This window comes from Herbidospora cretacea (assembly GCF_001570605.1).
Classification (GTDB): domain Bacteria; phylum Actinomycetota; class Actinomycetes; order Streptosporangiales; family Streptosporangiaceae; genus Herbidospora; species Herbidospora cretacea.
Genome location: NZ_BBXG01000007.1, coordinates 72658 through 86535, shown reverse-complemented (window position 1 = coordinate 86535; position 13878 = coordinate 72658). Strand labels below are relative to the sequence as shown.

General features: G+C 71.0%; 11 protein-coding genes. 6 read left to right on the top strand and 5 right to left on the bottom strand.

Translation table 11 applies throughout. The features are described from left to right. Positions 1–40 precede the first annotated feature (40 nt). Genes AW270_RS14880 through AW270_RS14870 form a run of 3 tightly spaced genes read right to left on the bottom strand, consistent with a single transcriptional unit; the run spans position 41 to position 4567 of the window. A complete protein-coding gene (locus AW270_RS14880; RefSeq protein WP_061294924.1) occupies positions 41–1717 on the bottom strand; it encodes a right-handed parallel beta-helix repeat-containing protein in 1677 nt (558 codons plus the stop codon). After that, positions 1714–3345, bottom strand: a complete 1632-nt coding sequence (locus AW270_RS41780; protein ID WP_061294923.1) for a hypothetical protein — start codon at positions 3343–3345, stop codon at positions 1714–1716. Before AW270_RS41780 ends, AW270_RS14880 begins: the two co-directional genes overlap by 4 nt. A gap of 10 nt (positions 3346–3355) precedes the next feature. Beyond that, complete coding sequence (locus tag AW270_RS14870; protein WP_061294922.1) at positions 3356–4567, bottom strand: O-antigen ligase family protein; 1212 nt, start codon at positions 4565–4567, stop codon at positions 3356–3358. 160 nt (positions 4568–4727) lie between these two features. Here AW270_RS14870 and AW270_RS14865 point away from each other — a divergent pair, with 160 nt between their 5' ends. Beyond that, positions 4728–5624, top strand: a complete 897-nt coding sequence (locus AW270_RS14865; RefSeq protein WP_061294921.1) for a sulfotransferase domain-containing protein — start codon at positions 4728–4730, stop codon at positions 5622–5624. On the opposite strand, the gene AW270_RS14860 is transcribed toward AW270_RS14865, so the two are convergent. Both AW270_RS14860 and AW270_RS14855 read right to left on the bottom strand, forming a co-directional pair. Then, on the bottom strand, positions 5602–6459 hold the full coding sequence (locus AW270_RS14860) for a phosphotransferase (protein ID WP_061294920.1): 858 nt from the start codon (positions 6457–6459) through the stop codon (positions 5602–5604). The two genes, AW270_RS14865 and AW270_RS14860, sit on opposite strands and share 23 nt — an antisense overlap. Next, positions 6456–7547, bottom strand: a complete 1092-nt coding sequence (locus tag AW270_RS14855; protein ID WP_061294919.1) for a DUF1972 domain-containing protein — start codon at positions 7545–7547, stop codon at positions 6456–6458. The genes AW270_RS14860 and AW270_RS14855 overlap by 4 nt, the downstream gene beginning before the upstream one ends. 72 nt (positions 7548–7619) lie before the next feature. Here AW270_RS14855 and AW270_RS14850 point away from each other — a divergent pair, with 72 nt between their 5' ends. The 5 genes from AW270_RS14850 to AW270_RS14830 all read left to right on the top strand — a co-directional run bounded on the left by AW270_RS14850 (position 7620) and on the right by AW270_RS14830 (position 13813). Then, a complete protein-coding gene (locus AW270_RS14850; protein WP_061294918.1) occupies positions 7620–8729 on the top strand; it encodes a glycosyltransferase in 1110 nt (369 codons plus the stop codon). Positions 8730–8790: 61 nt separating this feature from the next. After that, on the top strand, positions 8791–9915 hold the full coding sequence (locus tag AW270_RS14845) for a GumC domain-containing protein (RefSeq protein ID WP_061294917.1): 1125 nt from the start codon (positions 8791–8793) through the stop codon (positions 9913–9915). Next, the gene (locus tag AW270_RS14840; protein WP_061294916.1) at positions 9915–11183 is read left to right on the top strand and encodes an MATE family efflux transporter; all 1269 of its coding nucleotides are present in this window, start codon (positions 9915–9917) and stop codon (positions 11181–11183) included. Before AW270_RS14845 ends, AW270_RS14840 begins: the two co-directional genes overlap by 1 nt. Then, positions 11158–12174, top strand: coding sequence for a YncE family protein (locus AW270_RS14835; RefSeq protein WP_157521979.1), 1017 nt, complete (start codon positions 11158–11160; stop codon positions 12172–12174). The genes AW270_RS14840 and AW270_RS14835 overlap by 26 nt, the downstream gene beginning before the upstream one ends. 19 nt (positions 12175–12193) lie before the next feature. Beyond that, complete coding sequence (locus AW270_RS14830) at positions 12194–13813, top strand: PQQ-binding-like beta-propeller repeat protein (RefSeq protein WP_061294914.1); 1620 nt, start codon at positions 12194–12196, stop codon at positions 13811–13813. The last annotated feature ends 65 nt before the right edge of the window (positions 13814–13878 follow it).

The window sequence follows — 13878 nt, the reverse complement described above, 5'->3', positions numbered from 1 at the left end:
TAATCCAGCAAGGAGTAACCCGTGGGTCACAAAGTAACGATTAAAGTTCGCTGTCAGGGGCCCCCGCTTTAACTTCCGCTTCATCCGGGAGCCCGAACAATCGGGCGACCGAGGAAGGCAGCGGCGCGCCATCGGGCAAACCGCCATATTCAGGCGATTCGGTACCGTGGCTTTCCTGACCGGCCGAACGCCGGAAGTCGTCGAGCGTCGCCACTCCGGCCTCGGCCCTGGTCCAGTCGGCCCAGTCGGCGATCGGGCCCGATCCGCGCCGGTAGTAGACGTTGTGGTCGAAGTCGGCCATGTCGGCGGCGCTCTTGCGCCGGGTGAGGTCGCGGACCGCGACGAGGGGTTCGACGGTCGCGGCGGAAATGACGTTGTTGCGCACCTCGACACCGCTCACATTCCAGCTCACTCCCGGCACGAGTTGCTGCCGCGCCCCGTCGATGACATAGATCTGGCGGCCTTTGTTGTCGGCCACGGTGTTGTTCCAGATCCGCACGTCACTCGACTCGTTCACATAGATGCCGTGGGAGCCGTTGCCGGTCGAGACGTTTCCGGCGATGAGGGCCCCCGCCGAGATCTCGAAATGGATGCCGTGGTGGGCGTTGTTCCGCGCCATGTTGCGGGCGACCAGGGCGCCGACGATCGACTCGTCGAGCCAGATGCCGGGCCCCCGGTTGTTCTCCATGAGGTTGCCGACGAGCGTCATGCGCCGCGACTCGGTGATCTTCAGGCCGCCGGAGACGGGGGTCATCATGAAGCGTTCCACGTTGTTGCCGCGGCTGACGTTGCCGACGATCGTGGCGTCGTCGGACTTGTGCCCGCCGAGGCCGACCTGGCCGTTGCCCTCGAACAGGTTGTGCCGGACGGTGATCCGCGCGCCCTTCAGCGACAGGCCGGTCACCGACGTGTCGGCGAAGACGCTGTTCTCGATCGTCATGTCGTCGGCGAACGCCTTGACGGCGGCGATCCTGGCCAGGGAGGTGGCGTAGCGGCGTACCCCCACGCCTTTCAGGGCCGACCCGTGGGCGCCCTCGAAGTAGAGGGCCTCGTCGAGGGTGGTGGCGCGGACGTCGTGGCCGGTGGGGTCGTCGCCGACGAAGAGCTGGCGGGTCTGGTAGTCGACGAAGAAGGTGCCGGGGCCGACCTCGCCGGCGCCGCGCACCTGGGCGAGCCGCCGGCCGTCGAAGAAGACCTGGTCGGGCCAGTTGGCCATCGGGTACTGGGGGTCGACCATGTGCCAGTCCTCACCGCCGCCCGCGGTGAAGTCGGTGTTGTCGAACTGGACGTTCCAGTCGTCGCGCCGCCACCGGGGGCCGTCGGCGGTCCAGCCGGTGACCGGCTCGCTGCCGTCGAACCAGACGACCTCGCCGGGGTGGTTCTGGATGGTCAGCTTCTTGCGGAAGATCTCGACCTTCTCGTGGTAGACGCCCGCGCGCAGCACGATCGTCGCGCCCGCCGGGGCGGTCTCCACCGCGTGGCCCAGGGTCCGCCAGGGCCGGTCGCGGTCGCCGGGCGAGCCGTCGTCACCGGTCGTCGCGACGAAGAACGCGCCGTCGGGGACGGCGTAGTCGGTCTGGCCCAGCGGGACCGGCCCGGCCGTCTTCCACGACGGCTGGGCCGGCTCGACACTGCCGGGCCGCATGAGCGCGGCCCAGATCAGGACGCCCGCCGCCACGAGGGCCAGGGCCCCCGCGGCGGCGAGCCCCCGTCTCACAGAACCGTCACCGACGCGCTGGTCGGGCTGGAGACGCGGTTGTTGTACGGGTCGATCGCGCGCACCCGGTAGGTGTGCGAAGCGCCGGGGGTGAGCCCGGTGTCCTGGCACGACAGGTTCGGCAGGTTCCAGAACACCGAGAACGACTCGGCGGTGCAGGCGATCTGGCCGTCGTTGCGCAGCACCTCGTAGCGGACCTTGCGGTTGTCCAGGTCCCACGTGGCGCCCCAGCGGATGGTCACCTTGCCGCCGCCGTTGGCCTGGAGGGTCGGCGCGCCGAAGCCGGCCTGGATGGGGCCGCCGACGTCGGGCTTGGTCTCGTGGAAGGTCCAGCGGGTGAGGCCCTGCTGCGCCACGTCGTTGACCTCGGTGAAGTCACCGCCGGCCCACAGGTAGGTGCCGTCGTTGGCCATCGCCCACGGGCCCTGGACCCAGGGGTAGGTGGTGCCGGGGGCCGAGTTGGGGAACCAGTGGAGGATGGTCTGCTTGCCGCCCTGGGCGGTGCCGGCCGGCTCGGCGAGGTAGCGGCGGTGGGGCTTGGTCTCAGGGAAGCCGTCGGCGCCGTAGTAGGACTGCATGTTGCAGCGGTGGGCGTGGCTGCCGCTGTAGAGGACGCCGCCCATCACCGAGACGGCCTGGGTCGCGCCGAGGCAGTTGTTGATCCAGATGCGCGAGCCGTTGTCGGGGTTGAAGGCCAGGCGGCCGTCGAAGGTGCCCTCGCCGTTGGCGCTGGCGTACATGCGGGTGCCGTCGGAGACGATGTCGGTCACCCACGAACGGCTGGTGGAGCTGTTGGCGGGGATGTCGTTGCTGTTGAACGTGCCCTTGGAGCCGTCGCTGACGTTGACGGCCGACAGGCCGTGCTGCTTGATCCCGTTGATGCGGTCGAAGTCGCCGCCGACGATGAGGCGGTTGCCGGCCGGGGTCAGCATCATCGCGTTGACGCGCTTGTCGGCCGTCGGCGCCCAGGAGGTGAGGGCGGCGGTGGAGGCGTCGAAGGCGGCCAGGCGGGTGCGGGTCTCGCCGCTCACGGTGGTGAAGTGGCCGCCCGCGTAGACGGTCGTGTCGGACACCGCGATGGCGCGGACCCGGTTGTTGAACACGGGCTTGAAGTCGGGGTCGAGGGCCCCGGTGGCGGTGTCGAAGGCCGCCATGCGGTCGCGCCGCGAGCTGTCGATCTTGTTGAAGTCGCCGGCGACGTAGATCTTCGAGCCGTCGGGCGAGGCCTTGATCTCCCAGACCGCGTCGCACCGGTAGGTGTCGGTGGAGATCTTGTCGCACTCGTTCTGCGCCGTGTCGCTGGTGAACGTCGGGGAGAACGCCACCGGGTTCCACGGCAGCAGGTCGCCGGTGGCGGTGTCGAACGCGGCCAGCCCGACCCGCTCCACCTCGCCCGCGCCCCCCTTGGGGACGCCCGGCGGCCGGACGTTGTCGAAGTTGCCTCCGACGTAGGTGACGCCGCCTGCGATCTCGATCGTCAGCACGACGCCGTCGGTCTGCCAGGTCGGCAGGGCGTCGGCGGTGACCGTCGCGGGCTCACTCCCGGTCGGCGCCGTGTCGGCCATGGCCGCGGGGACGGGGGTCACCGCTAACGCGGTGAGCAGCCCCAATATCAGGGTCTTGCGCATTGGGTCCCCTTCAGGGCACAGGTGAGGTCACATCGGCCCCACGCGTATCGTGACGCTCCTCGCGTCTCACTGGTTTACGTGTGATAACACATGTCCACGCCACGATGAGGAACATCCAGATGGAAGCGACGTTCGCCGCGCCCGCCATCTGGTCGGCCGTCAGGCCGTCGACCACCAGGAAGGTCATCAGGCCGAGCAGCATCGCCGCCTCGACCCGCACCTCCCTGGCCCTGGTGAACGACAGGTTCACCGTCAGGACGACCACCAGGAGCAGGCAGAAGATCGCCGCTCCCACGAGCCCGCCCTCGACGACGACGTTGACGAAGATGTTGTGGCCTCCGCCGAGCCCGAGGGCGTCGAGGAACAGCCCGCGCGCCGACGACATGCCGTTGCCGAACACCGGACGGTTCATCACCGCCTGGTAGGCGAAGGTCCACAGGTCGGTACGGGAGTTGAGGCTCTCCAACTGTTCGACGGTCTCGCCACGGGTGGCGAACTCGATGAGCTTGTCGCCGTACAGCAGCGGCAGGAGCACCACGAGGGGCACCCCGACCATGATCAGTTCGGCCCGGCCACGGGCCCCGCGGGCGGTGAGCAGGAACGCCGCCACCCCCGCGAGGATGCCGATGGCCGCCCCGCGCGTGCCGGTGGCGACCAGCGCCGCGCCCGCGACGGCCGCCGAACCGGCGTAGACCGGCCACGGGTAGCGCCTCGGCAGCCCGCCCGGCGTCAGGAACGCCAGGCACAGCAGCAGCGCCACGCCCAGGAACATCCCGGCCGTGACCGGGTGGACGTAGAGCCAGTTGAAGCGGTCCTGCGTGTTCGGCGTGCGTTTGAGCGGGATCGCCAGCCCGAACGCCACCGAGACCATCACCAGGCCGACGAAGAAGTGGGCCAGCCGGTAGAGGTCGTCGCGCGTCGCCCGGGTCGCGATCACGTGACAGACGATCGCGGTGACCAGCAACTGCGAGGCGCGGACGGCGGCGAACGGCGGGAACGGGGTCCACAGCACCGACAGGGCGCAGTAGGCCGCGAACAGCCAGGCCAGGATCAGCGCGGCCGGGGCCGCCTGACGCGGGGCCCGCAGGCCGAACCGCCGGTAGAGGTAGAGGGCGCAGAGCCCGTAGACCCCGATCTCCAGCAGCACGGTGGCGTCGATGCCGCCGCCGACGGCTTCGCCGACGTCACGCGAGCGCAATTTGTAGTCGCTCGCGAGAATCATTCCGAGAGGCACGAGAGTGGGCCACCACTGCGTCCGAAGCCGCCGGTGGCGCGCACCTTTCACGCCGGTCCCCCCGAATCGCCGCTCTGCCTGGTGACGTGTGCCAGCATACGAGCGGTTAATAACTTTTCACTATGGACCGGTTGAAAGGAAGACGTTGATGAAGCTCCCGAAACCCGTGATGAACGCGGGCCGCGCCGCCATCCGGGGATGGGGCATGGCGACCGCGGATTTCCGGCCCGATCCCGACTTCCTGCTGATCGGGGCCAAGCGCGGCGGGTCGACGTCGTTCTACTTCGCGCTGCTCGAACATCCCCGGGTGATCCCGCTCTTCCCGGCGGCCGGGCTGCTGCCGAAGGCCAACCACACCAAGGGCGTCCACTACTTCGACTCCAACTACGCGCGCGGGATGCGGTGGTACCGGTCGCACCTGCCGAGCCGGTTCAGCCGGGCCAGGGCGGAGCGCAGAGCGGGCGGCCCGGTGGTGGCCGGTGAGGGCTCGCCCTACTACCTGCACCACCCGCTGGCCGCCGGGCGGGCGGCCGGGAACGTGCCAACGGCACGCATCCTGCTCGTCTTACGCGACCCGGTGGAGCGCGCGTTCTCCCACTACCGCGAGCGGGTGAGGGCCGGGGCGGAGACCCTGACCTTCGAGGAGGCGCTGGCCGCCGAGGAGACCCGGACCGCCGGGGAGGAGGCGAGGATCGTCGCCGATCCGGCGTACCTGTCCTACGCCCACGAGCAGCAGTCCTACGTCGCCCAGAGCGAGTACGCGCGCGGCCTGGAGCGCTGGTTCGCGCACTTCCCGCGCGACCGCTTCCACATCCTGACCAGCGAGGACTTCTACCGCGACCCGCAGGCGGCCTGCGACGGGGCGGCCGAGTTCCTCGGGCTGCCGCCCGCGCCGCTGCCCAAGGCGGGCCAGGTCTGGAACGCCGCCGCACCGGGTGACATCCCGGCCGACGTGCGCAAGCGGCTCGCCCGCCACTTCGCCCCGCACAACCGGCGACTGGAGGAGATGCTCGGCCGCCGGCTCACCGACTGGGCGGACGGCTGAGCACTTCGAGCGCGGCCAGCATGCCGCCGTTGAGCGGGAGGTCGTCGTGGCGCTTGGAGATGACGGCCTCCCAGTGGGCGGCCGCCTCGGCGTAGCCGGTGGGCACCGGGTCGACCCCGAACAGGGTCGTCTCGGCGGCCCGGAAGTAGACCTCGTCGGCGCCCGGGGGCGCCCAGGCGGCGTCCTCCCAGTCGATCAGCCACGGCACCCTGCCCCGGGTGCGGCGCAGGTTCCACGGGGTGAGGTCGCCGTGCATCGGCAGCCAGTGGCCGGGGGTGCCGGGCGGTTTGGGCAGGTCGGCGAGCAGGCGCTGGATGCGGGCGGTCAGGTCGACGACGTCGACCTTGCGGGCCGGCCGGGCCGGGACCGGCTCCATCGCCGACATCACCAGCCACGAGTGGCCCTCGCCCAGCACGACCGGCGCGCGGAAGCCGTCGCCGCCGTCGAGCAGCCGCAGCACCCCGGCCTCCCGTTCCAGGCCCTCGCGGACCTTCAGGAAGCCGACCGGTCGGCCGTCCCTGAGGAGCAGGGCGGCGGCGCCGGGGCGGGTCGACTGCGGGCGCAGGTAGAGCGCCACCCCGTCGACCCGGCCGACCGCCTCGGCGACCTCCGCCAGCAGGGCGTCCCAGCCGTCGACCGGGGGTTCCCACTTCTCGCGGCGGCCCGGCAGCAGCCACGGCCCGGCGATGCGCACCGCCCGGTGGAGCGTCCGCTGGGCCAGCAGCGGCAGCGGCTTGGAGAAGGTGAGCAGGGACAGCCCGGCGGCGGCCGACCGGGCGTCGCCGACCGGGATCCAGACGTTGGCCCGGCCCGGCGGGTAGCGCACGAAACTCATCCGCGCAGGTCCAGGCAGAGGCGTTCGTAGCGGGCGGCGACGTCGTCCCAGGTGTAGGAGGTGCGGGCGCGTTCGCGGGCCAGGTGGCCGCGGTGGCGGGCGGCGGCCGGGTCGTCCTCGGCCTCCTCGATGACGCGGGCGAGGTCGTCGGGGCCGCCGAAGAACGCGCCCGACTCGCCCAGGACCTCGCGGTTGAAGACGACGTCGTAGGCGATGGTCGAGGCGCCCGCGCCCATGGCGCGCAGCAGCGAGGGGTTGGTGCCGCCGACGGAGTGGCCGTGGAGGTAGGTGGCGCACCCGGCGTAGAGGGCGTCGAGCAGGTCCTGGTTCCAGACGGCGCCGACCAGCTTCACCCGGTCGTCGGTGGCGGCCAGGTCGTTGATCTTCTTGACGTAGTCCTCGGCGTAGGGGGCCGAGCCGACCACGACCAGCGGCAGTTTGGCCTTGCTCCGCACGTAGCCCTCGACGATCACGTCGACGTGGTTCTCCGGCTCGAACCGGGCCACCACCAGGTGGTATCCGCCGGGTTCGTAGCCCTCGGCCTTCAGCAGGCCCTCGTCGCACCGCTCCTGGATGGGGGCGCCATAGGGGATCATCACGCTGTCGGCCTGGTATTTGTCCCGGTAGTAGTCCTGGATGGCGACCGCGTCGGCGATGATCTGCTTCGACCACCGGACCGACAGCTTCTCCACCGCCAGGTAGTAGCGCTGCCCTGCACCGTTCCATTTGGCGCGCTTCCACTCCAGGCCGTCGACATGGGTGGCCACGGGGATGCGGGCGAGCTTGAGGAACGGCAGTAAGGGCGCGTTCGCCGCGTTGAACACCAGGGCGACGTCGGTGCGGTGGAAGAGCACGTGGCCGACCGACAGGCCGGTGTGGCTGAGCGTCTCCATGATCTTGTGCTTGACGGCGGGCAGGTGGACGAGCGTCATCCCCTTGTAGGCGGGGATCGGCTCCACCGCCCCCCGGCAGTAGACCCGGACGTCGTGCCCGGCGTCGGCCAGGCGTGCCCCGATCTCCTCGACGGCGGTCTCGAAGCCCCCGTAACGGGCCGGTACCCCGCGAGTACCGATCATGGCGATGCGCATGCGTCCCCTTCGTTGGATGACAAGATGAACATCCAACCGTAAACGGTAACCAAACATTTGGATGCGGCAATCATGGTTCGAGTGGTGATGGCCCACCCTTCGCCCGATCTCTACGGGTCCGACCGCATGCTGGTGGAATCGGTCCGAGCCCTGTCCGAATTGGCCGAAATAACGGTCACTCTGCCTGCTGATGGCCCTTTGTGCGCTCTCATCCGGGAAGCGGGGGCCGAGGTGGAGATCCTGCCCGTGCCGGTGCTCCGCAAGGCCTACCTGAAGCCGGTCGGCCTGCTCAGGCTCGCCGCCACCCTGGCCGCCCGCCTCCCGCGCATGGTGTCCTACCTGCGCGAGAACCGCCCTTCGGTCCTGTACGTCAACACGGTCACCATCCCCTGGTGGCTGCTGGCCGGGCGGCTCGCCGGGGTGCCGAAGGTCGTGTGCCACGTCCACGAGGCGGAGGAGAGCGTCCCCGGGCCGATCAGGCGGGCGCTGGCCCTGCCGTTGCGGCTGGCCCACTCGATCATCGCGATCAGCCAGAGCGTGCGCGACCGGATCGTGGCCGACGGAGCCCCTGACGGCCGAACGGCCGTCATCCACAACGGCGTCGCCGGTCCCCCGCCCACCGACCCCCGCCCCGACCACGAGGGCCACCTCGTCCTGGTCGGCCGGCTGTCGCCGCGCAAGGGCAACGACGTGGCGGTCGAGGCGGCGAACATCCTGGTCAGCCGGGGTGTGCCGGTGAAGCTGACCCTGGCCGGGACGATCTTCCCCGGCTACGAGTGGTACGAGGCCGAGCTCCGCGCCAAAGCAGGTCCCGAGGTGACCTTCGCCGGGTTCGCCGACCCGGTGTGGCCACTTCTGGACACCGCTGACGTCGTGCTGGTGCCCTCCAGGGTGGAGCCCTTCGGCCTGGTCGCCGTCGAGGGCATGCTGGCCCGCCGTCCGGTGATCGCCAGTGACGTCCAGGGGCTGGCCGAGATCGTGCGCGACAAGGAGAACGGCCTGCTCGTCGCGCCGGGGGACGCGGTCGCGCTCGCCGACGCCGTGGAAATTTTGCTTAACGACTGGACCGCCGCGAAGGCCCTCGCGAACAGGGGTTTCGACGATGCGATGTCCCGGTTCAGCCTATTGCGTTACACAGCGGCAATGAGGCAGGCGATTCTCGGCCCTGAGGCTGATGTCTAAACTGTGAATCAACCACTTCTTTACCGTGTAGAGGAATGCACAGCGGGGAGAACAGGCATTCGTGGCCACAGACCAACGTGACGAGACCCCGGAGGTCGGCCTTCTTGAGGCCGTGTGGCGCTATCGGTGGTCGTCCGTCGCGCTGATCCTCGCCACCGCCGTCATGGCGGGGGCGGCGACCTTCTTCGTCTTCGGCAACGTCGAGGCGACCGCCCGGTTCGCGGTGGTCGACCCGCGCAGCACCACCTATCTGCGCATGGGCGTCTCGTCCGACAGCAGCTACATCGCCTACACCGCCCAGCGGGCGGCGTTCGCCCAGTCGGCGGGCGTGCTCGACCGGGCCAGGCAACTGCTGGAGAACGAGCAGAAGGTCGTGGTCGACCTCGAGACGCTGCGCCAGAGCGTCACGGCGTCGCCCGGCACGGCCGGCGGCATCGTCGTGGTCACCTCGACGGCCAAGACCGACAAGCTGGCCGCCCAGATGTCCAACTCGGTCGTGGCGGCCTACCAGATCCTCACCGAGGCCGACGCGCAGCGCGACCAGGAGAAACTCCTCAAGAGCGTGCGGACCACCCGCGAACGCGTGCAGGCCGACCTGAAACGGGCCCCCGACGGCAGCGCCACCGAGTCGTCGCTGACCGAGGCGCTGGTGCAGCTCCAGCTCAAGGAGTCGGAGGCGACGATCGACCTCGCCCAGTTCGGCGGCGGGGTCAGGTTCGTCGACCAGGCCAACCCGCTGAAGGTCACCCCGAGCAAGGTGCCGACCAACATCGCGATCGGCCTCGCGGTCGGCACCCTGCTGGCGATCGTCATCGCGTTCCTGCGCGCCACCAACCCGATCGGCACCGTCCGCCAGGCCACCACCCCGACCGGTCAGCGCCACAAGCCCCCCCAGCCCCGGCGCCCGCTGCTGCCCCGGCCGGAGATCAACGGCTCGGCCCCGGTCAAGGCCGAATACGACGACCGCCCGACGGCCGCCTTCGAACGCATCAGCCTGCCCGCCAAACCGGCCGAGTCGCCCTCCGCATCTGCCACCGACAAGCCCGACCGGCCCGTTCCGCCGCCGATCCGGAGCTGGCCCGAGCCGCCCGCGAAGACCCCGGCCGCCCGGCCGCCGGTGGCCGACGACCCGCCTGACGACGACTCCGAGCCCGTGGTGACCATCGACACCGGCGCCGCCAACTGATGGCCCGGTCCCTGCGCAGGCTGGTCGCCCGAGCGGGCGGATCGGTCACCTCCCAGGCCGTCACGGCCGGCGGCAGCGTCGTCTTACAGCTCATCGCGGTGCGGTTCCTCGGGCCCGAGGCGTTCGGCGCCTACGCGATCATGATGGCCGTCCTCGTCGCGGTCACCACCGTCTACTCCTCGTGGGTGGGCGACTCGCTCAACGTGTTGGACCGTTTCAATCCGCGGATCCGGGCCGCGTTGTGCGCCTCGATCCTCGGGCTGACGGCGGCCGGGACCCTCGTCGGGGTGGCGTTCGCGCTGCTGCTCGACCTGGCCGACGCGGCGGGCGTCGCGGCGTTCGCGCTGCTCACGGTCCTCTGGCTGCCGCAGGAGAGCGCGCGGCGGCTGCTCAACGCGCGGCTGGAGTTCGGCCGGCTGGTGCTCAACGACCTCGTCTACGTCGGCACGACGCTGGCGATCCTGGCCGGGCTCTGGGCCGGGGGCACGCCGTTCACGCTGACGTGGATCCTGGGCGCGATGTGCGCGGGGCAGGTCCTCTCGCTGGCGCTGACGCTCCTGCTGCTGCCGTCGGCGGAATACCGGCTGCCGTGGCCGCGCCTGGCCGGGCTCCGCGAGGTGACCGCGTTCGCCGCCTGGCGGTCGGCGCAGGCGTCGCTGCGGCCGGTCGCGCTGCTGGTCATGCGGGTGGCGATCGACACGTTCGCCGGGCGGACCGTGCTGGCCGCCGTCGAGGCGGGGCGGCTGCTGCTGTCGCCGGCGCTGACGGTCGTGCAGGGCGCGGGGTCCTATCTGCTGCCGACGTTCGTGCGGCGGCGCGACGCCGGGGTGCCGATCCGGCCGCGCAACGCGCTCACCGCGTCGGTGGTGCTCATCGCCGGCACGCTCGCCTGCGGCGTGGTGGCCCTCGCGGTCCTCGGGTGGGCCGGCCCGCTCATCACCGGGGGCGCGTTCACCCTCGACGCGGTCACCGTGGGCGGCTGGATCGCCTATACGGTCAGCTTCTCGGCGACGCTGCCGCTGTCGATGATGGCCGCCGCCTACACCCTGTCCCGCCTGGTGTTCCTGGTGCGGGCGGCCGAGACCGGCATCGGCCTGACGGCCATGCTGATCATGCTCGTGGCCGCTCCCGACCTGGCTCACCTGGCCCCCTACTGCATCGGATTCGGCGGCCTGGCCTCGGGCTTCCTCCTCTGGTGGCACCTGCGCAAGACCTCCCTCCCGTCACGGAATGAGACCCCCCATGCGACGACCCACGCTGCTGAGTAGCGCCCTCCTGGCGCTCGCACTGACGGGGGCGGTTCCCGCTCACGCGGAGCCCGCGCCCCCCGCGCAGGTGAAGGCGGCGTGGAAGAAGGACCGGGTCGTCGCCGACCCGAAGATCACCGAATCCAGCGGCCTGTACGCCTCCCCGCTCCACCCCGGCGTCGTCTGGACCCACAACGACGGCGCCGGGCCGGCCACCCTCTACGCCATCGGCCCCGACGGCTCGACCAGGGCGACGGTCACCATCGAGGGCGCCGCGGCCGTCGACACCGAGGCCATGGGCGGCTTCGTCGACCAGCGCGGCAACGCCCTGATCTACCTGGCCGACACCGGCGACAACGACAAGACCCGCACGGCCGGGGTGACCCTGTTCGTCTTCCCCGAGCCGAAGACGCTGGCCGACACGACGGTGACCGCCGAGCGCTATCCGATCGTCTACCCCGACGGCCCGCAGGACTCCGAGGCGGTCCTGGTCAACCCGTCCAACGGCAACCTCTACTTCGTCAGCAAGACCACGAGCGGCGGCGCCGTCTACGCCGCCCCCGCGTCGCTGATGCCGGGCGTGCCCAACCGGCTGGAGAAGCTGGTGCCGGTCCCCCACGTCATCTCCGACGGGCTGATCGGCTACGACGGCCGCATGTACCTGCGCGGCCTGGCCAAGATCCGCATCTTCTCCGGGGTGACCGGCCAGGTGGTCCAGACGGTCGACGCGCCCAAGCAGCCGCAGGGCGAGTCGATGGCGCTCAGCGCCGACGGCACGACGCTGCTGGTCGGCAGCGAGGGCGAGAAGAGCGAGATCTACTCGTGGGCGCTGCCGGAGGACCTGGTCACCGGCCCGATCCGCAAGCCGGGGCCGCAGCCCGACCCGAACGCGATCCAGCAGAGCGGCAAGGCGAAGGAACCGTCGCGGCTGCCGCAGCTCATGCTCGGCGGGGCGGCCGGGCTGATGGTCCTGATAGGACTCGGGGCGATCGTGCGTCGACTGAGGCGGTAATCAGGTTCATACTCCGGCCATGCGGAGGAAGTTCCTGACCGTCCTGTCCCTGGTGATTCTTCTGACCGGTCTGTTCACCGCCCCTGCGTGGGCGGCCGACTATTCGGGCCAGCCCCGGGCCAACTGGCTGCCCAACGGGCGGGTGCTGGCCATCGTCCACACCGGCGACCGGGTGGTGATCGCGGGTGAGTTCACCAGCCTGCGCCACTCGACGACCGGCGAGACCGTGGGCCGCCAGCGCGTCGCCCTGCTCGACGCCGCCTCGGGCGACCTGATCCGATCGTGGTCGCCCGCCGTGAACGGCGCGGTGCAGGTCCTGGCCGTGGGGAACGGGCGGGTGTTCCTCGGCGGCGACTTCACCACCGTCGCGGGCCAGACCCGGACCCGGCTGGCCGCCGTCGACCTGGCGTCCGGCGGCGTGGTGGGCGGCTGGAGCCCGGCGGCCAACAGCACGGTGCGCGGGCTGGCCGTGATCGGCGACACGCTCTACGCGGGCGGCGCGTTCAGCCAGGTGGCCGGGCAGAACCGGAACAGGCTGGCGGCCGTCGACGTGAACAGCGGCGCGCTGCGCGGCTGGAACCCCGGCGCCAACAACACGATCATGACCATGGCGCCCGCGCCGAACGGCGGCAGCGTGCTGGTCGGCGGCCAGTTCCGCAGCCTCGGCGGCGCGACGCGGCTGTTCCTGGGCTCGGTCGACCTGGGCGGCTCGGTGACGAGCTGGAACCCGCCGGCCAGCTGCGACGTGCCGAGCAACCAGTGCTGGGTGCTCGACCTGGCCGCAGACGACGGCAACGTCTACGCCGCCATCGCCGGCGTCGGCGGGCGGCTGGCCGCCTACCGGCTGAGCGACGGCTCGCGGCGCTGGGAGCGCACCGCCGACGGAGACGTGGAGTCGGTCGCGGTCCGGGGCTCCTACGTGTACGCCGCCGGCCACTTCTGCCCCGACTTCGCCGGGTTCCAGCGGTGTGACTTCGCGGCCGTCGACGCCGGGACGGGAGCGGTCGACACCGACTTCGCCCCCACGGCCAACGGCCAGGTGTTCGCGTTGAACGCCGGACCCGACGCGCTCCGCGCGGGCGGCGGCTACAGCCAGCTCAACGACGTGGCCCGGCCCAACTACACCGAGTTCCCGCTGATCCCGCCCTCCGGCGACGTCACGCTCGTCCCGGGCGGATCGACGTGGCGCTACCTCGACGACGGCAGCGACCAGGGCACGGCCTGGCGCGCGGCCGGGTTCAACGACGCGGGCTGGCCGCAGGGCGCCGCGCAGTTCGGCTTCGGCGACGGCGACGAACGCCAGGTGGTCGCGGCAGGCCGCATCACCTACTACTTCCGCGCCACCTTCGGCGTCGCCGCCACCTTCGGCCAGCTCACCATGGGCGTGATCAGGGACGACGGCGCGGTGGTCTACCTGAACGGCCAGGAGGTCTGGCGGAACAACCTCCCCACCGGCACGATCACCGCCGCCACCCGGGCCCTGTCCACCATCTCGGGCACGGCCGAGTCGCAGTGGACCGACGTGTCCCTGTCACCCGGCCTGCTCCAGCAGGGACAGAACACGATCACCGTGGAGATCCACCAGGACCGGCCCGACTCCAGCGACATCAGTTTCGACCTGCGCCTGCGGGCGCGCTGACGACGGGGCGGACCCGCCCTGGAGGGAGGGGCGGGTCCGTTTTCTCACCCAAGAAATTGGGCCCC

Bases quoted from the DNA above. Each gene is read 5' to 3' on its own strand.
- AW270_RS41780 (WP_061294923.1), bottom strand. From the start codon at position 3,345: ATGCGCAAGACCCTGATATTGGGGCTGCTCACCGCGTTAGCGGTGACC.
- AW270_RS14870 (WP_061294922.1), bottom strand. From the start codon at position 4,567: ATGATTCTCGCGAGCGACTACAAATTGCGCTCGCGTGACGTCGGCGAA.
- AW270_RS14865 (WP_061294921.1), top strand. From the start codon at position 4,728: ATGAAGCTCCCGAAACCCGTGATGAACGCGGGCCGCGCCGCCATCCGG.
- AW270_RS14860 (WP_061294920.1), bottom strand. From the start codon at position 6,459: ATGAGTTTCGTGCGCTACCCGCCGGGCCGGGCCAACGTCTGGATCCCG.
- AW270_RS14855 (WP_061294919.1), bottom strand. From the start codon at position 7,547: ATGCGCATCGCCATGATCGGTACTCGCGGGGTACCGGCCCGTTACGGG.
- AW270_RS14850 (WP_061294918.1), top strand. From the start codon at position 7,620: ATGGTTCGAGTGGTGATGGCCCACCCTTCGCCCGATCTCTACGGGTCC.
- AW270_RS14840 (WP_061294916.1), top strand. From the start codon at position 9,915: ATGGCCCGGTCCCTGCGCAGGCTGGTCGCCCGAGCGGGCGGATCGGTC.
- AW270_RS14835 (WP_157521979.1), top strand. From the start codon at position 11,158: ATGCGACGACCCACGCTGCTGAGTAGCGCCCTCCTGGCGCTCGCACTG.
- AW270_RS14830 (WP_061294914.1), top strand. From the start codon at position 12,194: ATGCGGAGGAAGTTCCTGACCGTCCTGTCCCTGGTGATTCTTCTGACC.